Source organism: Enterobacter asburiae, from assembly GCF_001521715.1.
GTDB lineage: Bacteria > Pseudomonadota > Gammaproteobacteria > Enterobacterales > Enterobacteriaceae > Enterobacter > Enterobacter asburiae.
On sequence record NZ_CP011863.1, the window covers coordinates 3,823,106 to 3,843,802 of the forward strand.

Annotated in this window: 18 protein-coding genes and 3 pseudogenes; 17 read left to right on the top strand and 4 right to left on the bottom strand. The window is 49.1% G+C overall.

The window, feature by feature from the left end:
• The first annotated feature begins 47 nt into the window (after positions 1–47).
• The 14 genes and pseudogenes from ACJ69_RS18415 (at position 48) to ACJ69_RS18480 (ending at position 13,733) form a co-directional block, all read left to right on the top strand.
• A protein-coding gene (locus ACJ69_RS18415; protein ID WP_116799391.1) for an IS3 family transposase occupies positions 48–1,255 on the top strand; the annotation gives its coding sequence in 2 pieces (ribosomal slippage) (positions 48–369 and positions 369–1,255; 1,209 coding nt in all).
• 64 nt (positions 1,256–1,319) lie between these two features.
• A protein-coding gene (locus ACJ69_RS18420; protein ID WP_103215986.1) for an IS1-like element IS1A family transposase occupies positions 1,320–2,017 on the top strand; the annotation gives its coding sequence in 2 pieces (ribosomal slippage) (positions 1,320–1,569 and positions 1,569–2,017; 699 coding nt in all).
• A gap of 14 nt (positions 2,018–2,031) precedes the next feature.
• Positions 2,032–2,259: pseudogene (locus ACJ69_RS18425) on the top strand (ATP-binding protein); the annotation flags it as partial.
• A gap of 41 nt (positions 2,260–2,300) precedes the next feature.
• The gene (locus ACJ69_RS18430; protein WP_024143025.1) at positions 2,301–3,857 is read left to right on the top strand and encodes a TnsD family Tn7-like transposition protein; all 1,557 of its coding nucleotides are present in this window, start codon (positions 2,301–2,303) and stop codon (positions 3,855–3,857) included.
• Between the two features lie 11 nt (positions 3,858–3,868).
• The gene (locus tag ACJ69_RS18435; protein ID WP_000262426.1) at positions 3,869–4,795 is read left to right on the top strand and encodes a hypothetical protein; all 927 of its coding nucleotides are present in this window, start codon (positions 3,869–3,871) and stop codon (positions 4,793–4,795) included.
• A gap of 209 nt (positions 4,796–5,004) precedes the next feature.
• A complete protein-coding gene (locus tag ACJ69_RS18440; RefSeq protein WP_000019402.1) occupies positions 5,005–5,985 on the top strand; it encodes an IS5-like element IS5 family transposase in 981 nt (326 codons plus the stop codon).
• A gap of 371 nt (positions 5,986–6,356) precedes the next feature.
• A complete protein-coding gene (locus tag ACJ69_RS24510; RefSeq protein WP_001097217.1) occupies positions 6,357–6,656 on the top strand; it encodes a helix-turn-helix domain-containing protein in 300 nt (99 codons plus the stop codon).
• 562 nt (positions 6,657–7,218) lie between these two features.
• Positions 7,219–8,922 (top strand): AAA family ATPase, encoded by a 1,704-nt coding sequence (locus ACJ69_RS18450; protein WP_059347483.1) that lies wholly within the window; start codon positions 7,219–7,221, stop codon positions 8,920–8,922.
• A 50-nt stretch (positions 8,923–8,972) separates the two neighbouring features.
• Positions 8,973–9,670 (top strand): IS1 family transposase gene (locus ACJ69_RS18455; RefSeq protein WP_223274117.1). Its coding sequence is split into 2 segments (ribosomal slippage): positions 8,973–9,222 and positions 9,222–9,670, totalling 699 coding nucleotides; the frame shifts between segments, so codons are not numbered across the junction.
• Positions 9,671–9,679: 9 nt separating this feature from the next.
• On the top strand, positions 9,680–10,015 hold the full coding sequence (copC, locus tag ACJ69_RS18460) for a copper homeostasis periplasmic binding protein CopC (RefSeq protein WP_153251311.1): 336 nt from the start codon (positions 9,680–9,682) through the stop codon (positions 10,013–10,015).
• A 55-nt stretch (positions 10,016–10,070) separates the two neighbouring features.
• Positions 10,071–10,949 (top strand): copper resistance inner membrane protein PcoD, encoded by an 879-nt coding sequence (gene pcoD, locus ACJ69_RS18465; RefSeq protein WP_229692861.1) that lies wholly within the window; start codon positions 10,071–10,073, stop codon positions 10,947–10,949.
• Between the two features lie 54 nt (positions 10,950–11,003).
• Entirely contained in the window at positions 11,004–11,684 is a 681-nt protein-coding gene (gene pcoR, locus ACJ69_RS18470; protein WP_001188930.1) for a copper response regulator transcription factor PcoR, read from the top strand.
• A complete protein-coding gene (gene pcoS, locus ACJ69_RS18475; RefSeq protein WP_001211180.1) occupies positions 11,681–13,081 on the top strand; it encodes a copper resistance membrane spanning protein PcoS in 1,401 nt (466 codons plus the stop codon). Before pcoR ends, pcoS begins: the two co-directional genes overlap by 4 nt.
• Positions 13,082–13,298: 217 nt before the next feature.
• Positions 13,299–13,733, top strand: coding sequence for a hypothetical protein (locus ACJ69_RS18480; protein ID WP_000723070.1), 435 nt, complete (start codon positions 13,299–13,301; stop codon positions 13,731–13,733).
• 257 nt (positions 13,734–13,990) lie between these two features.
• Here ACJ69_RS18480 and ACJ69_RS18485 read toward each other — a convergent pair whose 3' ends face one another.
• Positions 13,991–15,100 carry a nickel/cobalt efflux protein RcnA gene (locus tag ACJ69_RS18485; protein ID WP_001001957.1) on the bottom strand — a complete coding sequence of 370 codons (1,110 nt, stop codon included), beginning with the start codon at positions 15,098–15,100 and terminating at the stop codon, positions 13,991–13,993.
• A gap of 122 nt (positions 15,101–15,222) precedes the next feature.
• Between ACJ69_RS18485 and rcnR the strand changes: the two are divergent.
• Positions 15,223–15,485 (top strand): annotated as a pseudogene (gene rcnR, locus ACJ69_RS18490) (Ni(II)/Co(II)-binding transcriptional repressor RcnR).
• A gap of 461 nt (positions 15,486–15,946) precedes the next feature.
• Here rcnR and ACJ69_RS18495 read toward each other — a convergent pair.
• Positions 15,947–16,885, bottom strand: a complete 939-nt coding sequence (locus tag ACJ69_RS18495; RefSeq protein ID WP_059347485.1) for an NAD(P)-dependent oxidoreductase — start codon at positions 16,883–16,885, stop codon at positions 15,947–15,949.
• Positions 16,885–17,577 carry an RraA family protein gene (locus ACJ69_RS18500; protein WP_047646795.1) on the bottom strand — a complete coding sequence of 231 codons (693 nt, stop codon included), beginning with the start codon at positions 17,575–17,577 and terminating at the stop codon, positions 16,885–16,887. Before ACJ69_RS18500 ends, ACJ69_RS18495 begins: the two co-directional genes overlap by 1 nt.
• Positions 17,578–17,746: 169 nt before the next feature.
• On the opposite strand from ACJ69_RS18500, the gene ACJ69_RS18505 reads away from it, so the two are divergent.
• A complete protein-coding gene (locus ACJ69_RS18505) occupies positions 17,747–18,484 on the top strand; it encodes an IclR family transcriptional regulator (protein WP_023309548.1) in 738 nt (245 codons plus the stop codon).
• Between the two features lie 37 nt (positions 18,485–18,521).
• Here ACJ69_RS18505 and ACJ69_RS18510 read toward each other — a convergent pair.
• Positions 18,522–19,855, bottom strand: a pseudogene (locus ACJ69_RS18510) (MFS transporter).
• 317 nt (positions 19,856–20,172) lie between these two features.
• Here ACJ69_RS18510 and ACJ69_RS18515 point away from each other — a divergent pair.
• Positions 20,173–20,571 (top strand): potassium channel family protein, encoded by a 399-nt coding sequence (locus ACJ69_RS18515; protein ID WP_054830325.1) that lies wholly within the window; start codon positions 20,173–20,175, stop codon positions 20,569–20,571.
• Positions 20,572–20,697 lie beyond the last annotated feature (126 nt).

Consider the following 20,697-nt stretch of genomic DNA (forward strand, 5'->3'; position numbering starts at 1 on the left):
TAAGAGATAGGCTTGAATATATGTCTAACACTAACGCCAATTTTGAGATGACCGGGATCCTGTTAGGGCAAGAAGCCCGTAAACGTAAAACTCCTCAGGAGAAGATCGCCATTATCCAGCAGACGATGGAGCCGGGCATGAATGTCTCCCATGTCGCCCGCCTGCATGGTATCCAGCCCAGCCTGCTGTTTAAGTGGAAGAAGCAATATCAGGAAGGCAGCCTCACCGCCGTTGCGGCCGGAGAGGAAGTCGTTCCTGCTTCTGAGCTTACTGCTGCTCTGAAGCAGGTCCGGGAACTTCAGCGCCTTCTGGGCAAGAAGACGATGGAAGTTGAGATCCTGAAAGAAGCCGTGGAGTACGGCCAGTCGCGAAAATGGATAGCGCACGCGCCCTTGTTGCCAAAGGACGGGGAATAGCCCTGGTCAGCCGCACCATGGGCGTGTCGCGTGCGCAGCTGTCACTGCGGATTAACCGTTCTGCCGACTGGCAGGACAGGCGCTGTAACCGGCGTAATGACGAAGCAGACGAAGAAATACTGTCGGCTATCCTCGACATCATCAGCGATATGCCGAGTTATGGTTATCGACGCGTGTGGGGCATCCTGCGCAAGCAACGTCGCACAGAGGGACAGCCACCTGTGAACGCCAAACGGCTTTACAGGATAATGAGCGAGCATAACCTGTTGTTGTTGCATGACAAACCAGAGCGACCGAAGCGTGAACATAAGGGCAAGATAGCGGTGGCAGAAAGCGATATGCGCTGGTGTTCAGATGGCTTCGAGTTCGGCTGCGACAACGGCGAAAAACTGCGGGTAACGTTCGCGCTGGACTGCTGCGACCGTGAGGCCATAGACTGGGCAGCAAGCACGGGAGGCTATGACAGTTCGACCGTGCAGGATGTGATGCTGAGGTCGGTGGAAAAGCGCTTCGGCGACAGGCTACCGGAAACACCAGTGCAGTGGCTGACGGATAACGGTTCAGCGTATACCGCGTATGAAACGCGGAGGTTCGCGAGAGAGCTGAATCTGGAGCCCTGCACAACAGCGGTGAGCAGCCCGCAGAGTAATGGCATGGCCGAACGGTTCGTGAAAACGATGAAAGAAGACTATATCGCGTTCATGCCAAAACCGGATGTGAGAACAGCACTGCGAAACCTTGCAGTAGCGTTCACGCATTACAATGAAAACCACCCGCACAGCGCGCTGGGATATCACTCCCCGAGGGAATACCGGCGGCAGCGGACATCGTTAACTTAAGATACAAAAGCTGTCCGGAGATGGAGGGTCAAGATCAGTATGATGGTGTTTTTGAGGTGCTCCAGTGGCTTCTGTTTCTATCAGCTGTCCCTCCTGTTCAGCTACTGACGGGGTGGTGCGTAACGGTAAAAGTACTGCCGGACATCAGCGCTATCTCTGCTCTCACTGCCGTAAAACATGGCAGTTACAGTTCACATACACCGCCTCTCAACCCGGTACGCACCAGAAAATCATTGATATGGCCATGAATGGCGTTGGATGCCGGGCAACCGCCCGCATTATGGGCGTTGGCCTCAACACGATTTTACGTCACTTAAAAAACTCAGGCCGCAGTCGGTAACCTCGCGCATACAGCCGGGCAGTGACGTCATCGTCTGCGCGGAAATGGACGAACAGTGGGGCTACGTCGGGGCTAAATCGCGCCAGCGCTGGCTGTTTTACGCGTATGACAGGCTCCGGAAGACGGTTGTTGCGCACGTATTCGGTGAACGCACTATGGCGACGCTGGGGCGTCTTATGAGCCTGCTGTCACCCTTTGACGTGGTGATATGGATGACGGATGGCTGGCCGCTGTATGAATCCCGCCTGAAGGGAAAGCTGCACGTAATCAGCAAGCGATATACGCAGCGAATTGAGCGGCATAACCTGAATCTGAGGCAGCACCTGGCACGGCTGGGACGGAAGTCGCTGTCGTTCTCAAAATCGGTGGAGCTGCATGATAAAGTCATCGGGCATTATCTGAACATAAAACACTATCAATAATTTGGAGTCATTACCAGTTCATGTCAGAGAAGCCCTTAAAAGCTTTGATCCCTGGAGATATAGACAGGCCACAGCACAAGGAATTCGTAAGAAAAATAGACGAGGTTATGCGCAATTTCGACGAGAAAATACTGTCTCTTGACCATGATCTTGTTATCACCAGAACAGCTGAAAAGAAAAATACCTACGATGCTCTTCAGCGTTGCGGGCTTATAAATACAGATCCACTTAATAAATTGTAATGAGGTCATCAGTTCGTAACGGTCAAAGAGAGGTGGGGTAAATGAGAATGTTGTCTGTTTTACCTGATGAATCCTTGTTCAGTCGGTTTTGTCGGACAGCTACCGTGTACGGTATGTCCCCATCTTCTCTGTTAACGATCATTTTCCACAAACCTGATATGAGCGTCCATCCAATTCTCAATTCAGGATTAAAGGCTATTTCTCTTCATACATCCGAAAGTGCAGACCAGCTCTGGCATGAACAGACTTTACTCCCTCTGTTTGCCTGGGCACTACCAATCAGTCGTAATGAAATTATGGATTTCAACACGACCCCTGCCAGGCTTAATCGATTGTGCCGCCTTAGTAATTTTTCACTAGGACAGCGGACACTATTGAAGTTTTGCCCGGTTTGCGCTCGTGAAGATACTTTTCATTATGGTGTTACTTATTGGCATCTGGCGCATCAACTTCATGGGGTTACAACCTGCCATCGGCACCAGGTAGTGCTTGAAAGCATCAATGTCCCTTCTGCACCGCACATACGTATTGGACTGATGCCTCCTGTTTCGTATACAGAACAACTCAGCAATGAGACAGACTTCGATTTTGCTAAATTTTGTTATGAGTCCATAAATATAATCAGAAGAAAAGAAATTTGTCACCCAAATTACATGGATGTACTTAAAAAGTTAAATTTATTATCATTGGACGGGAATCTGAAGAAAAATGTATTTTACGCACATGTTTATGCTAAGTGCCAGTTATTTGGGGAGGGTTCATCGGAGCTTCTACCGACATCCCTTACTGATTATCACTACTGGGAGCCTATACTCAAAGATAAATGTTGTCAGCATCCCACAAAGCACCTTTTGCTTTGTTATTGTTTGTTAAATACTTGCTGGCCAACGTATGCAGGAAGTCGTCCTAATAAAAAGAAAGAAATCTTTAAAAGTCATAAGGAATACAGCTTTCATATGGCTGAAAATAATACTAGTGTTAGCAACCTTGGGAGAGAATTTAATCGCAGCAGATGTTACATTAAAACACTTATTTATAAAAAATACCTGAGGGCGTTTAAGCGAAACACAAAAATTAATATATTCACTGAATTGCTTATCAAGTCTATGGCTGTAAGGGGGTTTAGTCTGGCATCCATAGCTGAGAAAAACTCATTATCGGAAGGAACTGTATCCTCTGTAATTTCATCTTGTTACGGTTTATGCTCATGGCGTAAAAAATGTAAAAAAGATTCTTTAAGACGGCGTCATAAGCAGAAAATATTAAGATTTATACATAATCAATCCATTTCTGTAACGCGAAAGTTAGTCAAGGAAAGTTGTTATGCTAGTTTCTTTTGGCTAAATAAACATGAAAATGGCTGGCTTAATTCCTGTCTTCCTAAAGCAGTACGATGTTATAGAAATAAAAGAGTAGACTGGAGCGAGAGAGATATAATCTCATCATCATTAATAAATGTTGTTTTATCTCAGGGGCAATACCCGATGTCACTTACAAGCCTGGATGCTTTACTGGGGGGGCATAACTGGCTTTTGAAATACAGAGATAAACTACCAATGACAATGACACTTCTCAGGAAAAAGAATCTAATTAAATAAGAGGGAGTGATATGGTTTACGAAAATGAATTGTGGCACAGTTTTCTTCTGCGTTCACAGATAATGTATAACTTATCCAATTGCAGGAACATAATATCTAAGCATGGTGAACTAAGGTACGATGCCTTTCCTCGGCTCGAACTGATTGATATGTACAAATTGCATAGTTTGCAGGATATATATGACATTCTTGCCACAAGAAATGGTTATATACTAACTTCCAATATAGTGTCGTTATCTTCTGGTGTTTACGGGTATTTCAACGCTGTTGAAGATGCCTGTCGAAATAATTTACACATAACTAATTCATATCCATTGGTAAACATCTCAAAGATTCGTTACTGCCATAAATGTATTATTGAAGATATACACTCTAAAGGCATTGGTTATCTTCGTCATAGATGGTTGTTTGAATCTAAATGTGCAGCTCATAGTACCTGTTTATATGAGGTTTGTTTTGACAACTATTTGGATGCAGTGAAAGGACTTAGTGACTTAATTATAAGTGGAATAAATCCTCATGGTTATTGTTCCCTTGTGGTTGACATTTCAAATCCTTTCAAAACTCCAGTGTATTTATTGCCATGTGCCAGGGATAAAATTTTAAAATGGATTTCTGACAATAAAAATGAGCTGGTTTACTTTCTCTTTGACCTCTTTAAAAGTAAATCGCATTCTAGTTTATTAAAGGTTATTGAAGTCAGGATAATGCATAGTAGTTATATTTCTGCGGTGTTCAGGATATTGAGTGAGGTTAATTTTTGTAATTTCAACTCATTTATTACCGATTTATTCGAGGACGTAAGTTATGCCTCTGTTGGACTTGATGATTATTCTGTTAATGTGGATTTTCTCAGGCTAAAAGCCGCAGATTGCAAATTTTGCCGGTTCAATGGTAAAAATTTTTGCTCACTTTTTAATGTAAAGCTTCTTCGCTAATTTTTACTTCATTTATAAACTACTAAGAAAGCTAATAAGATAGGGTTATATATTTTGATTAGGGCGGGAATAAATTATCACTTCCCGAGTATCCCTGGGGGTTACCACCTGAGTATGATGCCGGTTAGCAACAACGTCTAAGGAAGGTGCGAACAAGTCCCTGATATGAGATCATGTTTGTCATCTGGAGCCATGGAACAGGGTTCATCATGAGTCATCAACTTACCTTCGCCGACAGTGAATTCAGCAGTAAGCGCCGTCAGACCAGAAAAGAGATTTTCTTGTCCCGCATGGAGCAGATTCTGCCATGGCAAAACATGGTGGAAGTCATCGAGCCGTTTTACCCCAAGGCTGGTAATGGCCGGCGACCTTATCCGCTGGAAACCATGCTACGCATTCACTGCATGCAGCATTGGTACAACCTGAGCGATGGCGCGATGGAAGATGCTCTGTACGAAATCGCCTCCATGCGTCTGTTTGCCCGGTTATCCCTGGATAGCGCCTTGCCGGACCGCACCACCATCATGAATTTCCGCCACCTGCTGGAGCAGCATCAACTGGCCCGCCAATTGTTCAAGACCATCAATCGCTGGCTGGCCGAAGCAGGCGTCATGATGACTCAAGGCACCTTGGTCGATGCCACCATCATTGAGGCACCCAGCTCGACCAAGAACAAAGAGCAGCAACGCGATCCGGAGATGCATCAGACCAAGAAAGGCAATCAGTGGCACTTTGGCATGAAGGCCCACATTGGTGTCGATGCCAAGAGTGGCCTGACCCACAGCCTAGTCACCACCGCGGCCAACGAGCATGACCTCAATCAGCTGGGTAATCTGCTGCATGGAGAGGAGCAATTTGTCTCAGCCGATGCCGGCTACCAAGGGGCGCCACAGCGCGAGGAGCTGGCCGAGGTGGATGTGGACTGGCTGATCGCCGAGCGCCCCGGCAAGGTAAGAACCTTGAAACAGCATCCACGCAAGAACAAAACGGCCATCAACATCGAATACATGAAAGCCAGCATCCGGGCCAAGGTGGAGCACCCATTTCGCATCATCAAGCGACAGTTCGGCTTCGTGAAAGCCAGATACAAGGGGTTGCTGAAAAACGATAACCAACTGGCGATGTTATTCACGCTGGCCAACCTGTTTCGGGCGGACCAAATGATACGTCAGTGGGAGAGATCTCACTAAAAACTGGGGATAACACCTTAAATGGCGAAGAAACGGTCTAAATAGGCTGATTCAAGGCATTTACGGGAGAAAAAATCGGCTCAAACATGAAGAAATGAAATGACTGAGTCAGCCGAGAAGAATTTCCCCGCTTATTCGCACCTTCCCTAAAAGACCTACGATCACGATAAATGTCACTGGGTCACTCTCAAGCAAAGTGGTCAGGGGTGCTAGATACCAGTACTGCTTACTCAACACGGCCTTGTTTTTGAAAGATGCCGAATCTTGGCAAGAGGCGTATTACAGCCTATAGTCTGTTAATGAGTATTACAGCTTATCTGCTGTAAATCCATTCGTTGTGCTTGTTAACCCGTCGATACGGAAGATCACTTATGAACACTCAATACGCTTTGAAGACCTTGAATCAGTTGCGTCCTGTTTTAATCGGCTTTCGCAAAGCCAATGGACTGACGCAAAGAGATGTTTCTGAACGTTTGGGTGTAACACAGCAAACTTATGCCCGACTGGAGGCCAACCCTGCAAGTGTGGGTTTTGAGCGTTTGTTTAGAGTGTTCAGCGTCCTTGGAGTGGAGATCGTACTTTCATCCAGGGAACCATTGTCAGATGCAAAGCCCGAATACGGAGCTTTGCACAATGATTCTTCACTTCCAGCCAGGCGGGAGAAATGGTGACGCCATGCGCTTCCCGGTCTAATTGTCTGCAGCAATATTAACCCCTTAGCGGCCTGAAGTATCAGGTTGCTATGAAGCCTTTCGTTTCTTCTGTTATGTTAAATACACCAGTTTGAGCTGTTTCGGACAACCATAAATTATCTCTTCACTCTTAAATGAAAATTTTATGTCGATCACATTATCGATGAATTTAGGAAATAATCCGTAAATGAAAATCTATCTACCTTTAAATTTATCAATGTCCGTACGACATAATTAATATCAAAGAATGTGTATTATTATCATTTAAGTCATAAAAGCCATGAGTCAGTTCCAAAAAATATAATGAGCATTGAAATTATTACCCATCATTCTGGAGTTTTAACTTAGCCATGTATCGAACCACAAGTTGGCTTCCGGTGTTTTGAGGAGCAGTAAAGTTCAGAAAGCGCGACCAGATCATAATCCAGAAATGTCGTTAAGATATTCTGAATAACGGTTATCCCTGCATGTTGGCAGGCATTTGAAAATATATTTTGTATTCAGGTTGCAGCAAAACGCTTTCTTACACACAGGACTTCATATGCGGCTCAGAAAATTAAAACTGAAAAACTTCAGAGGCTACAGAAACTCTACTGAAATCATTATTGATGAAAGCATGACGGGTATTGTCGGTCGTAATGACTTTGGGAAGTCAACGATTCTGGAAGCGCTGGCTATTTTTTTTGAAACAGAAGGAATGAAGGCTGACAAGAATGACATGAACTGTTTCAGCCTAAGAGAAGGGGACGGCCGTTTTGAAATAGCCTGTGAATTTGATGACCTGCCCGATTTTATCATGATCGACGACAGGGTGCAGACCACGCTCGCCTCAGAACATCTGCTGAATGAAGACGGCAATTTTGAAATCGTCAAAACGTTTAAAGCAACGACCTCAGGAAAACCGGAGCAGACCTGCATCCGCTGCATCCATCCCGAAGAGGAGCCCCTGAGAAACTTACTGGCAATGAAAATTTCCGAGCTCAGGGCGGTGGGAAAAGAAGCTGAAAAAAATGTGGCGGATAAACGCACTGCATCGTTATGGCGTCAGGCCATCAGGGAAGCCGCCGCTCCCTATACCTGTTCTGAAATGTTGCTGGATGTCGATAAAGAGTTTGGAACCGACACAAAATCATTATGGGGTAAGATCCTCGATTTGCTGCCCACGTATGCGATTTTCAAAGCCGACAGGGAAAGCAGCGACGGGGATTCAGAAGCTAAAAACCCCTTACAGCAGGCCGTAAAAGACGCTCAGGCTGCGCTGCAGGACAAAATTACAGCGCTGGAAAATGAGATCCAGGACAGCGTACTGGATGTCGCACAGAGAACGCTGGATAAATTACGTGAAATGGCCCCCGAACTCGCCAGTGAACTGACTCCACGATTTAAGGAGAAACCCAAGTGGACCTTCAGTTTCACCCTGGACGGGGAAAATGGCATCCCCATCAATAAGCGCGGCAGCGGGATAAGGAGGCTTATCCTGTTGAATTTTTTCCGGGCTGAGGCCGAGAAGCATGTCGCGGGGACGCCCAGAAATGTGATTTATGCCATAGAGGAGCCTGAAACGTCACAGCATCCGAACTATCAGATGATGCTGATGAAAGCGTTACTGGCACTGGCAGGCCAGCCGCACCGTCAGATTATCGTCACCACCCATGTCCCGGCGCTGGCCGGATTGATCCCTGTCGAAGGCGTACGTTATGTCACCCGAAATGAGGCGGGTGAACCCGTAGTAAAAATGCCGGATGACGCTGTGCTGAAGGAAGCCACTGAAAGCCTGGGGGTGCTGCCAGAGACCGGTATGGAAAGGGCGCAGGGGATAGTTCTGGTAGAGGGAAAGTCGGATGTCACTTTCCTGAGGCATGCGGCCAGTTCATTAAAACAGTCAGGTATGTTGCCAGCCTCTCTGGAGGACGTGAAAATAGTGCCAGTCCTCATAGGAGGGTGTGGCAGCGTCAAACACTGGGTGACATTGAATCTGGCCAACGATCTGGGGCTTCCCTGGTGCGTATTTCTGGACTCCGATATTGGGGGAGACCCTGCACAGGTTCTGTCCATTCAGAAACGTAAAAAAGAAGTGGAGGATGCCGGTAAGGTATTCTTCGCCACGCGCAAACGTGAAATAGAGAACTATCTCTGCCCGGATCTGATTGAAGAAATGACCGGTGTAGCCGTCACGTTTACGGACACCTGTGATGCTAAAAAAATAATTGGCCGGGCGGTGGGAATGAAACCCGATAATGGGTAATGGTGCCAACTTACTGATTTAGTGTATGATGGTGTTTTTGAGGTGCTCCAGTGGCTTCTGTTTCTATCAGCTGTCCCTCCTGTTCAGCTACTGAAGGCGTGGTGCGTAACGGTAAAAGTACTGCCGGACATCAGCGCTATCTCTGCTCTCACTGCCGTAAAACATGGCAGCTACAGTTCACTTACACCGCTTCTCAACCCGGTACGCATCAGAAAATCATTGATATGGCCATGAATGGCGTCGGATGTCGCGCCAGTGCACGCATTATGGGCGTTGGCCTCAACACGATTTTACGACACTTAAAAAACTCAGGCCGCAGTCGGTAAACTCACGCATACAACCGGGCAGTGACGTCATTGTTTGCGCGGAAATGGACGAACAGTGGGGTTACGTCGGCGCTAAATCACGCCAGCGCTGGTTGTTTTACGCGTATGACAGGATACGGAGGACGGTTGTGGCGCACGTATTCGGTGAACGCACGTTGGCCACGCTGGAGCGTCTTCTGGGCCTGCTGTCGGCCTTTGAGGTCGTGGTATGGATGACGGATGGCTGGCCGCTGTATGAATCACGCCTGAAGGGAGAACTGCACGTTATCAGCAAGCGATATACGCAGCGCATTGAGCGGCATAACCTGAATCTGAGGCAGCATCTGGCAAGGCTGGGCAGGAAGTCACTGTCGTTCTCAAAATCGGTGGAGCTGCATGACAAAGTCATCGGGCATTATCTGAACATAAAACACTATCAGTAAGTTGGAGTCATTACCGCTTTCTCTGCTATGGCCCATCCGGAATTAAAAAGCTCTGTGCCACAGGCTGATTCAGCCGTAGCGGCCCCGGAAAAGATTCAGCTTAATTTCTCGGAAAATCTGACCGTGAAATTCTCAGGTGCAAAATTAACGATGACGGGTATGAAAGGCATGTCATCACATTCTCCGATGCCGGTCGCGGCAAAAGTGGCGCCAGGCGCTGACCCTAAATCTATGGTCATTATTCCGCGAGAGCCTTTACCCGCTGGCACTTATCGTGTTGACTGGCGCGCGGTTTCTTCAGATACGCACCCTATTACCGGTAATTACACCTTTACAGTGAAGTAATATTATGAACGACCTGATTATGATTGTTATTCGTTTTCTTCTTTATCTGGATTTGATGGTAATATTTGGATTGCCATTTTTTCAGATATATGGAATAAGCGGTGTCAGACATGAAACCTATAACCTGACTAATTTCAGGTCGTTTATAACCTTTGCTGTTGTTACAGGCATCATTCTTACTGGCATTAATATGCTCCTGGTATCTAATGCCATGAGTGGAGTAACTGACCTCAGAGAATTATCCATCCATGTTATCGAGATGGTGATAGAAGAAACTGATGTGGGTATTAGCTGGATTGTCAGGCTCTGTGCCCTGTTTACCACACTCGGTGCTTTGTTCCTTTACACTAATAAGAGAGTATTGTCCTGCCTGCTGATGACGATGAGTGGGGGCGTGGCGCTGGCTACACTTGCCTGGGGAGGACACGCCGTTATGCATGACGGTCTGCATTACTATCTCCATTTACTGAGCGATCTGACCCATCTCGGTGCTGCAGGTGCCTGGACAGGTGCTCTGGTTGCATTTGCTATCCTGCTGATGCGCAGAAACGAGCATAATGCACAGAGCGTCATTGTGATATCTGACTCCCTGGCAAAATTTGCCACGGCAGGAACGGTGATTGTTGTAGCCCTGATCCTGAGTGCGCTGGTCAACTATCTGTATATTGCTGAGGGTAACTTAACTCCCTTATTCAACAGTTCCTGGGGGAGGATATTGCTTGCCAAGACGGCTCTGTTTGTTCTGATGCTTCTTCTGGCTGCAGCAAACCGGTTTCACCTGGGTCCCCGGCTTGAAGTTATGGTCAGGGAAGGGAATTATGATCGCAGCGTTGCCCTGATGCGAAACAGCATCCTGACAGAATTCGTTGTTGCGATTATCATTCTGGGCGCCGTAGCGTGGCTCGGAATGCTTGCTCCGTCTCAGGTCAGCTAGGGGACAGCCAAAGCTCATGCGTGAGATTTTTACTTTCATATCAGCGAGTTGACCATGCAGCGTATTTTAATCGTTGAAGACGAACAAAAAACAGGTCGTTACCTGCAGCAGGGACTGGTTGAGGAAGGCTATCAGGCCGATCTCTTTAATAATGGCCGCGATGGTCTCGGGGCCGCGTCGAAGGGACAGTATGATTTGATAATACTGGACGTGATGCTGCCTTTCCTCGACGGGTGGCAAATCATCAGCGCACTGAGGGAGTCCGGGCACGAAGAACCGGTCCTGTTTTTAACCGCAAAGGACAACGTGCGGGACAAAGTGAAAGGACTGGAGCTTGGCGCAGATGACTACCTGATTAAGCCCTTTGATTTTACGGAGCTGGTTGCACGTGTAAGAACCCTACTGCGCCGGGCACGCTCGCAGGCCGCAACAGTCTGCACCATCGCCGATATGACCGTTGATATGGTGCGCCGGACCGTGATCCGTTCGGGGAAGAAGATCCATCTCACCGGTAAAGAATACGTTCTGCTTGAGTTGCTGCTGCAACGCACCGGAGAAGTGTTACCCAGGAGTCTTATCTCGTCCCTGGTCTGGAACATGAATTTTGACAGTGATACGAATGTGATTGATGTCGCCGTGAGACGTCTGAGAAGTAAAATTGATGATGACTTTGAGCCAAAACTGATCCATACCGTTCGCGGTGCCGGATATGTCCTGGAGATCAGAGAAGAGTGAGGTTCAAAATTTCCCTGACCACACGCCTGAGCCTGATTTTTTCTGCGGTGATGCTTACGGTATGGTGGTTATCAAGTTTTATCCTGATTAGCACCCTTAATGGCTATTTCGATAATCAGGACCGCGATTTTCTGACAGGTAAACTTCAGCTCACCGAAGAGTTTCTTAAAACAGAGACGTTCCGGAACAAAACGGATATTAAGTCATTATCAGAAAAAATAAACGATGCGATGGTAGGGCACAATGGTTTATTCATTTCTATAAAAAACATGGAAAATGAAAAAATTGTTGAACTCTATGCCAAAAATTCTGTTGTTCCAGCGGTCCTGCTTAATAAGTCGGGTGATATTCTCGACTATATGATCCAGACGGAAGAAAATAACACCGTGTACCGCAGTATCTCGCGGCGGGTTGCCGTGACGCCGGAACAGGGTAAAAGCAAACATGTCATCATTACGGTTGCCACGGATACTGGGTATCACACCCTGTTTATGGACAAACTCAGTACCTGGCTGTTCTGGTTCAATATCGGTCTGGTCTTTATTTCTGTTTTTCTGGGCTGGCTGACCACACGTATTGGTCTGAAACCGTTACGGGAAATGACCAGTCTGGCTTCCTCCATGACTGTACACAGCCTGGATCAGCGTCTAAATCCCGATCTGGCTCCGCCGGAAATCTCTGAGACCATGCAGGAGTTCAATAATATGTTTGATCGCCTGGAGGGGGCATTCCGGAAACTGTCAGATTTCTCGTCTGACATCGCGCATGAGCTGCGCACACCAGTCAGTAATCTGATGATGCAGACGCAGTTTGCACTGGCTAAGGAAAGGGATGTTTCGCATTACCGCGAAATTTTATTCGCTAACCTGGAAGAACTGAAAAGGTTGTCACGAATGACCAGTGACATGCTTTTTCTGGCACGTTCAGAGCATGGTCTGCTGCGGCTGGATAAACATGATGTGGATCTGGCAGCCGAACTGAATGAATTACGTGAGTTGTTCGAGCCCCTGGCAGACGAAACAGGAAAGACAATCACGGTTGAAGGAGAGGGCGTTGTTGCCGGAGACAGCGATATGCTCCGACGTGCTTTCAGTAACCTGCTTTCCAATGCAATCAAGTATTCTCCCGATAACACCTGTACAGCGATACACCTTGAGCGTGACAGTGACTGTGTGAACGTGATGATTACGAATACGATGTCCGGCCAGGTTCCCGCTAATCTGGAACGTTTGTTTGACCGGTTCTATCGCGCAGACTCATCAAGGTTCTACAACACGGAAGGCGCGGGGCTGGGATTATCAATTACAAGGTCGATCATTCATGCTCACGGCGGCGAGCTGTCAGCAGAACAGCAGGGGCGGGAAATTGTGTTCAAAGTGCGCCTGTTAATGGATTAATCCCGTTCTTCAGGAGAAACCTGGAAGGTGACAAAATTGTCATCATTCAGTCACGCGATAAACAGAGGCGGTTTTTTATAATCATACATAAATCAGGAGCAGAGTGATAACGCAATCGCCTGGTTCCTGGAGTGATGAATAACCCGCCCTGAGATCAAATGCTTTCTCTGTTATAAGCCGTTGATTGTTTGGGTATGAAAACACCGGAGACCCAACCATGAAAAAGATCCTTGTATCATTTGTTGCCATTATGGCTGTCGCTTCATCCGCCATGGCTGCAGAGACAATGAACATGCATGACCAGGTAAATAATGCCCAGGCACCCGCCCATCAGATGCAGTCAACCTCTGAAAAAAGCGCTGTTCAGGGAGACAGTATGACAATGATGGATATGAGCGGACACGATCAGGCTGCAATGTCCCATGAAATGATGCAAAACGGCAACGCTTCTGCCCACCAGGACATGGCGGAGATGCATAAAAAAATGATGAAAGGCAAACCAGGGGCCACCAACGAATCAGCAACGTCATTTTCAGAAATGAACGAGCATGAAAAAGCCGCTGTTGTGCACGAGAAGGCGAATAATGGTCAGTCTTCCGTTATTCATCAGCAGCAGGCTGAAAAGCATCGCAGCCAGATCACCCAGAATTAACCCGCAGCTCCACTTGTTAGACCCTCATTTGACGCCGAAGTCACTGGCTTACGCTCCCATTCGGGAGCGTTTTTTTTATTCTTTCATTTATCATTGAGTCTTATGGGAATGGATTTAATCAGTTACTTAATCCCTGCCTCAGCAACAAGTCCCGGAAAGAGCAGCTTTATATTCCGGGTTTTTCTGCTCATAACCTCAACGGTGGCGCTTAGGATGTACTTTGTAAGTACCCAGAGTGTGTGTCATCAGTACCGGTGTTAATGCACCAGCCCATTCCAGCCATGTATACCCATGTAAATCCCAACAGCAGCAATCAGGGCGCTTGAAATATAGGGGGCTCTTCTGGCGATGGTATTGAAGCCACTCCAGCGTTTGGCGACCTGACGAACGCTGATCGCCGCACCCACTCCAACCGTTACGAGGGTCAATGCCAGGCCGATACTGAAACAAACAACCAGTGTGGCACCCAGCGTAAGCGCTTTAAGCTGAAGGCAGATCAACAATACAGTTATAGCTGCCGGGCAAGGGATAAGCCCTCCTGTCAGTCCAAATATCAGGATTTGCCCGTTGGTTACTTCTTTCCCGTCGAAGCGGCGTTTTATGTCATTGGCATGAGCCAGTTCGTGAGCGTCCTGATACTCTTTCGAATTCACATCCAGCCCATCAAGCTCAGAGTGGTCATGGTCGTGTTCAGCGAACGCCACATCATAGTCATGGACATGACCACGATGTCCCAGAGACAGACGTACGTTGAAACTGTGAGGCTCAGGGATGGGAGATGTTGACTCCAGATAATCACCATGATCAACAAATTCAAAAGTCTGAGAGATCGTACTGTTTTCCCGAAGTGTGGTTAATGAGATATCTTCAGAAGCCCATCTTTGGCCACTAAGAGTGCGTAGCCGCCAGTGGGGAAGTTGTCCTTCTTCAAAAATGGACAGTTCAACTTTTCCATGGCCAGTATCGATCAACCTTGTTTCGTCATGGTGATGATGTTCATTCTCCTGCATTCCCTCCAGCCAGTTTTTCTCACCGCTCCAGGTTCGCCAGAACATCCAAAAAGCCGTACCAAGGATGATCACTGAAGAGACCATCTGTAGCCAGGGTTCGGCTGATTCTGCGGTAAATTTATTACTGATATACATCCCTCCAAAAGCAATCAGCCATACGACTGCAGTGTGCGACAATGTTGCCGCGACACCCAGCATCACGGCCTGACGTACGGTGCCTTTTATAGCAATGATGAATGCTGCCATCATTGTTTTGGAGTGCCCGGGCTCCAGTCCATGAAGCGCGCCAAGCAGAATGGCGCTGGGGATGAAAAACCATGCGTTGCCTTGCTGAAGAAGTGTCGTAAATTCGTTCATGAGAATCATTCTTGGTTATTAAGTGTAGGCCGGATTCTACTCCCCCCCAGTAAAATATACTACCCCCCAGTAGAATAACGCTGGTATAGTTACATAAAATATCCAGGAGAGTGAGAGCCCACATGTCACATACCATCCGCGATAAACAAAAACTGAAAGCACGTACAAGCAAGATCCAGGGGCAGGTTGCTGCGCTGAAAAAAATGCTTGATGAACCTCACGAATGTGCCGCTGTACTGCAACAAATAGCCGCCATACGTGGTGCCGTGAATGGTTTATTGCGTGAAGTGATTAAACTGAACATATTGTTCATGAAAGTGAAGAACAGAAACGAGAAGAAGACCTGGACGTTGTGCTGAAGGTTCTGGATTCTTACATCAAGTGACAGTTTGGCTAAAAGCCCTGAGCATTAATTTATCTAAATAACACGTTATCAAGTGACGGTTTTGGGCTGTTTGTAGCGGCATAGTGAGTTTGTTTAATCAATGAGCTTTAAGATGCCCCCCTTCATGCAAGGCAACGCGTACATTTCTGGTACATCTACTTCCCTTACTTTGCTCAGGGCAACCCACATTGTTAAAGCCTCTACTCGCTGACCATCAAAATCACCCAACGTCAGATAATGGAAAAAAATTTTGGATGACATTTTGAAACGTGTCCTCTGCTGTGAACGTCGAGAGATGCTACGCGAGAAAGGAGATGACCTACTTAGTATCCTGTTAAGTAGGTCTATCTGAAGAAGTAGACAACTTTAAAGTCTTTTTCATGTTAAAGGAGACAACTTTAATGTCTGTGTACAGCAGAAGACAAGTGACATAAGAGCACAGCCACTCGTCGCGGTTGGCTTTATGGGCTGACGGTGGTTACGTCCGTCACAGCAAGAATATTGCTCGCGGCCACGGTCCCCATCTTGATATATGACGCTGCGGTAACGCCGCCAATATGCGGTGAAATAACCACGTTTTCTACGGACTGCCACAGGTGCGGCGCGGTCAGCGGCTCGTGGGTAAAGCTGTCCAGCGCGGCGCTGTGCAGCGTGCCATCCCTGAGCGCCGCCAGTAACGACTCATCGTGGATCAGTCCACCGCGTGCCGTATTGACCAGAATTGCGTTCCGCTTGCAGTGTGCGAGCGTCTGGCTATTGATCATCCCCCGATTCTCATCGGTCAGCGGACAGTGCAAAGAGATGACATCGGAACGGGAAAGAAGTCCGTTCAGCGTTTCTGCGCGTTCGCACAGGGCAGGCATGGTCTTAGCATAGGGATCGTAAGCCAGCACCTTCATGCCGAAAGCGTGGCCAATAGTCGCCACGCGCGAGCCGATAGCACCCAACCCAATTAGCCCTAGGGTTAAGCCCTCCAGTTCAATGGATTTATGCGTCGCCTTATCCCAGTGCCCGTCTCGCAGCCGCTTGTCCAGAGGCACTACTGACTTTGCGCAGGCGAGGATCAGCGCCCAGGTATGTTCAGCCACTGCCGCCGCGTTTGCGCCTGGCGCAGCCCGGACGGCGATGTTGCGCTCGGCCGCTGCCGTCTGGTCTATCACATCGATCCCGCTTCCGTGCTTGGAAATAACCTGCAGAGCCGGGGCGGCATCCATGACCTTCGCGGTGATCCTGCCGTAACGTACCAGGATCGCCACAGGATTGTGTCGTTTACACAGCGCGATCAGGTCATCTTCTGTGGGCTGGCGGCCCGCAAACACTACCTCAAAGCCCTGTAACATGACCGTGGCCTGCTCCGCCAGGTCGCTTCCGGTAACCAGAACTACGTCTTTGCCGCCCATTACAGCGTCTCCCCGTCGCTCAACATACCTGCCTTACGAAGCGCGTCATCAAGCCAGCGTGGACGTAAATCGCCTTCACGGATGGCAGCAAGACGCCGGGTCTCCATCTCCAGCTTTTCTTTTGCCAGAGCGATAACCTCCTGAACCTCATCTCGCGGGATAACGACCACGCCGTCGATATCCGCGACAACCAGATCCCCGGCCTGAACCGTCGCCCCGGCGACTGAAATGGGATGATTAACCCGGCCAGAAATTAACTTTGTCGGGCCGCAGGGGTTCAGACCGGCAGAAAAGACGGGGTAGTGACCTTTGCTCAGGGTATCGGCGTCACGTACAGCGCCATCAATAATAATGCCCGCAATGCCGCTCGCCTGAGCCTGAGTGGCCATGATTTCGCCAAGCAGCGCGCAGCTCAGGTCGCCTTTGCCATCGACGATCAGGACATCGCCGGGCTGCGCCACCGCCATCGCGGCATGAATCGCCAGATTATCACCCGGACGGACTTCAACGGTGATGGCCGGACCCGCAACGGACATGTGTGGGGCCAGCGGTTTGATGCGGCCATGAAGCGTACCGCGGCGACCGGCCACGTCGGCCAGAATAGCTGCCTGATACTCGGCAGCCCGACGAACGTCCTCGGCAGAAACGCGCTCGAAATGGCGATTAATCGGTTTTTTTTCAGTAACGGACATAAATGCCTCCATATTGTTTTACTGAGTACAATGCAGGTGTACAGAACAAAACAACTATAGCGGTGTTGCTTTCCTTTTAGCCAGACCCGAGGTGGCGTTTGTGATGTAAACACGAAGTGACTCACAAAATTTGAGGTACACTCACTGCCGGGCTAACAAGGAGATAATGATGGGGAATGAAGGCGTTGTAGCGGTTGAAAAAGCGCTGGCTTTACTGGATTGCTTCCGTCCTGGAGATGAGAGCCTGACGCTGACCGCGCTGGCACAGCTGTCGGGTTATCACAAAACCACGGTTTACCGCTTGATGAATTCTCTTGAACGGATGAATTACGTCGTCAGGCATGAAGACGGCAATTATGCGCTGGGCCCACGTCTGCTTTACCTCGGCAAGCTGTATGAACAATCTTTCCATCTTTCCCGGGTGGTTCAGCCAGAGCTTCAGGCCTTATCCCTGGCGTCTCAGGAGAGTGCCAGCTGGTATGTGCTGGAGGGAGGGCAGCGGCTTTGCCTGTTTCGCGCTGAAGCGTCGCATGGCCTGCGACACAGCAATCTTCCCGGCAGCCAGTTCCCGCTCGATAATTCGGCCATCAGTAAGGTATTGCGTCATTGGGGGCTCAATGAAAGCCTGCCGGAGGAAGACGCTGAACTCCCATTCTACACGTCAGGCGCGCGCGATCCCCACACCGCTGCGTTTGCGATGCCTGTCTTCGGCGTTCACGACAAGCTGGTTGCGGCGTTAGCCCTGACCGGCCCCATCTCGCGGCTGACGGAAGATCGTCGTGAGAAGGAGATAGGGCAGTTGATGAAGGCGGCCGCAAGCCGTCTGTCGCAGAAAATGGGCGCCAGTAAGCCCTTCTGTCAGCAGTTCTTTGGTGAAACGAGCGACGCGGCGGAAGAAAATCTTTAAACGCCGAAGCGGGACAAATGTCCCGCTTCTGTCATCGTTAATGCGTGACCTGTTTTTCGTGTAGCTGAGCGCGGCGGGCCTGCCGGCCCATAATGAGCACCGCGATGCCCCAGCCACGCACAGCGCGGCCAGCGGAAGCATAGCCAGCGTGTAGCTGCCCGTTCGCTCATTGATAATGCCGTACGCGTTTACCATCACCGCCCCGCCTATCAGGTTTGCGATGGCGCCAATCGCGGCCAGTCCCGCCGCTGCTGAGGTACTGCTCATCCAACCGGACGCCAGCGCCCAGAAAGGCCCTTTCATTGAGTAAGCGCCTATCAGCATAATGCTGAGGATAACGATCGTGGCAGACAGCGAGACGCTTACAAAGGCGGCGAACACGCCGGCGGCAATCATGAACAGCGTGAGTGCGGTATGCCAGCGGCGTTCGTTGGTACGATCGGAATTCCGTCCCCATACAATCATCAGAACCGATGCCAGACCGTAAGGAATGGCGTTAAACAGACCTGTCTCCAGGTTATCGAGATGGAAGGATTTCAGCAGTTGAGGAGACCAGACGCTGATGGTGGTGCCCGCAGAAGATGCACCCGCGTAAATCAGCGCCATCAGCCAGATTTGGCGATGCTTTAGCAACTGCCACGTCGTCTGGTGTCCAATGTTCTTTTGCTGGCTACGCTCGGTCTCAAGCGTGGTTTCCAGCCACTTTTTCTGTTCATCACTGAGCCATTTCGCCTGATGAGGGCGATCCCGGAGAATAAACCAGGCTGCAATACCCAGCAGCACCGCCGGCAAGCCTTCAATGATGAACAGCAGATGCCAGCCGCGAAGGCCCAGCCAGCCATCCAGTGACAGTATCAATCCGGAAAGCGGGGAGCCGATGAAGTTAGCGAGCGGGATGGCGACCATAAAGGACGCAATAATGCGTGCGCGGTAGCGGGACGGGATCCACCAGGTCAGATACAGCACGACGCCCGGGAAGAAGCCCGCCTCTGCAGCACCGAGAAGAAAACGAACGATATAGAGCGACGTGGTGTTCTGCACCAGGGCCATACACATGGAGACGATGCCCCAGCTGATCATAATGCGCGGGATCCACAGCCGGGCGCCGACTTTCTGCATGGCCAGGTTGCTGGGTACCTCAAACAAAAAATAGGCCACGAAGTAAAGGCTGCTGGCGAAGCCAAACGCGGCTTTGCTGAGGCCAAGGTCCTCATTCATCTGCAGCGAAGCCATGCCGATATTCCCGCGATCGATAATGGAGACCAGGTAACTGACAATCAGAAACGGGAGAATACGCCAGATCACCTTCCGCATCGTCTCTCTTTCTATGTCCTCGGTGGCGGTCGCGCCGTTACGTAAATGTTCTGTCATTGTGTCCTCGCAGGGTTTGTTCTTTGTTTTATTAGGTACAACTCAGTTTTATTAAACAAAACCACTATAGCGACGGCGCGTTATTTTTATCCAGTTAATGGAAGGTTTAAATGATGTAAATAAGAGGTGACTCACAGATAGTGCGCTTCAGATATATCGTTCACAGCAGCCGAACCAGCGGCAAAGAGGAGGTTCTGTAATGGAAATAATCACGCAACGCAATTATTGCACCAACTTTTCCTCGCCGTTCAACTAAGCTTCGACCGGGTGCCCCGCCGCGTTAGTGGGGCCATATTCCTTTTGGTCGAGCACGCATCATGCAGCTACTCAGTATTATTATTTTGCTTACCCTAACCGTGGTGATCCATTCGCTGTGGATGTTTGGCGTTTTAAAATTCATTAGGTTAGAAGTCGATTCTGCGGTACGCATCGTGTTACGCAACGTCGGTATCGTGATCTCCATGATCTTTGCCCACCTCCTTGAGGCCGGACTGTTTGCTGCGTTTTATTTTGTCATCGACGCGTTTAATGACTGGAACACCAGCTTCTATTTTTCACTGGTCAGCTACGCGACGGTAGGATACGGCGACGTCACGTTACCCCAGCACTGGCGGCTCATCGGCGGTGTGGAAGGGCTGGTGGGCGCGTTGATGGTGGGCTGGTCCGTGGCGGTTCTGGTGGCGGTGCTGCAGCGTTTGCGCGGCATGAGCGCCTAAACGGCAGATGCGCGATCCCCGTCGGGTAAGGTAAAGTACTCCTCCTTGCGCGGCCAGAAGGCCGCGAATTTGAGGGCGAAGAGGCTGATTAACGGCCCGCCCTTTTCTGTTCCTGGTTTACGCCAG

Excerpts from the sequence above, each read along its gene's own strand:
- ACJ69_RS18430 (WP_024143025.1), top strand. The coding sequence starts at position 2,301 with ATGAGAATGTTGTCTGTTTTACCTGATGAATCCTTGTTCAGTCGGTTT.
- ACJ69_RS18435 (WP_000262426.1), top strand. The coding sequence starts at position 3,869 with ATGGTTTACGAAAATGAATTGTGGCACAGTTTTCTTCTGCGTTCACAG.
- ACJ69_RS18440 (WP_000019402.1), top strand. The coding sequence starts at position 5,005 with ATGAGTCATCAACTTACCTTCGCCGACAGTGAATTCAGCAGTAAGCGC.
- ACJ69_RS24510 (WP_001097217.1), top strand. The coding sequence starts at position 6,357 with ATGAACACTCAATACGCTTTGAAGACCTTGAATCAGTTGCGTCCTGTT.
- ACJ69_RS18450 (WP_059347483.1), top strand. The coding sequence starts at position 7,219 with ATGCGGCTCAGAAAATTAAAACTGAAAAACTTCAGAGGCTACAGAAAC.
- pcoD (WP_229692861.1), top strand. The coding sequence starts at position 10,071 with ATGGTAATATTTGGATTGCCATTTTTTCAGATATATGGAATAAGCGGT.
- pcoR (WP_001188930.1), top strand. The coding sequence starts at position 11,004 with ATGCAGCGTATTTTAATCGTTGAAGACGAACAAAAAACAGGTCGTTAC.
- ACJ69_RS18480 (WP_000723070.1), top strand. The coding sequence starts at position 13,299 with ATGAAAAAGATCCTTGTATCATTTGTTGCCATTATGGCTGTCGCTTCA.
- ACJ69_RS18485 (WP_001001957.1), bottom strand. The coding sequence starts at position 15,100 with ATGAACGAATTTACGACACTTCTTCAGCAAGGCAACGCATGGTTTTTC.
- ACJ69_RS18495 (WP_059347485.1), bottom strand. The coding sequence starts at position 16,885 with ATGGGCGGCAAAGACGTAGTTCTGGTTACCGGAAGCGACCTGGCGGAG.
- ACJ69_RS18500 (WP_047646795.1), bottom strand. The coding sequence starts at position 17,577 with ATGTCCGTTACTGAAAAAAAACCGATTAATCGCCATTTCGAGCGCGTT.
- ACJ69_RS18505 (WP_023309548.1), top strand. The coding sequence starts at position 17,747 with ATGGGGAATGAAGGCGTTGTAGCGGTTGAAAAAGCGCTGGCTTTACTG.
- ACJ69_RS18515 (WP_054830325.1), top strand. The coding sequence starts at position 20,173 with ATGCAGCTACTCAGTATTATTATTTTGCTTACCCTAACCGTGGTGATC.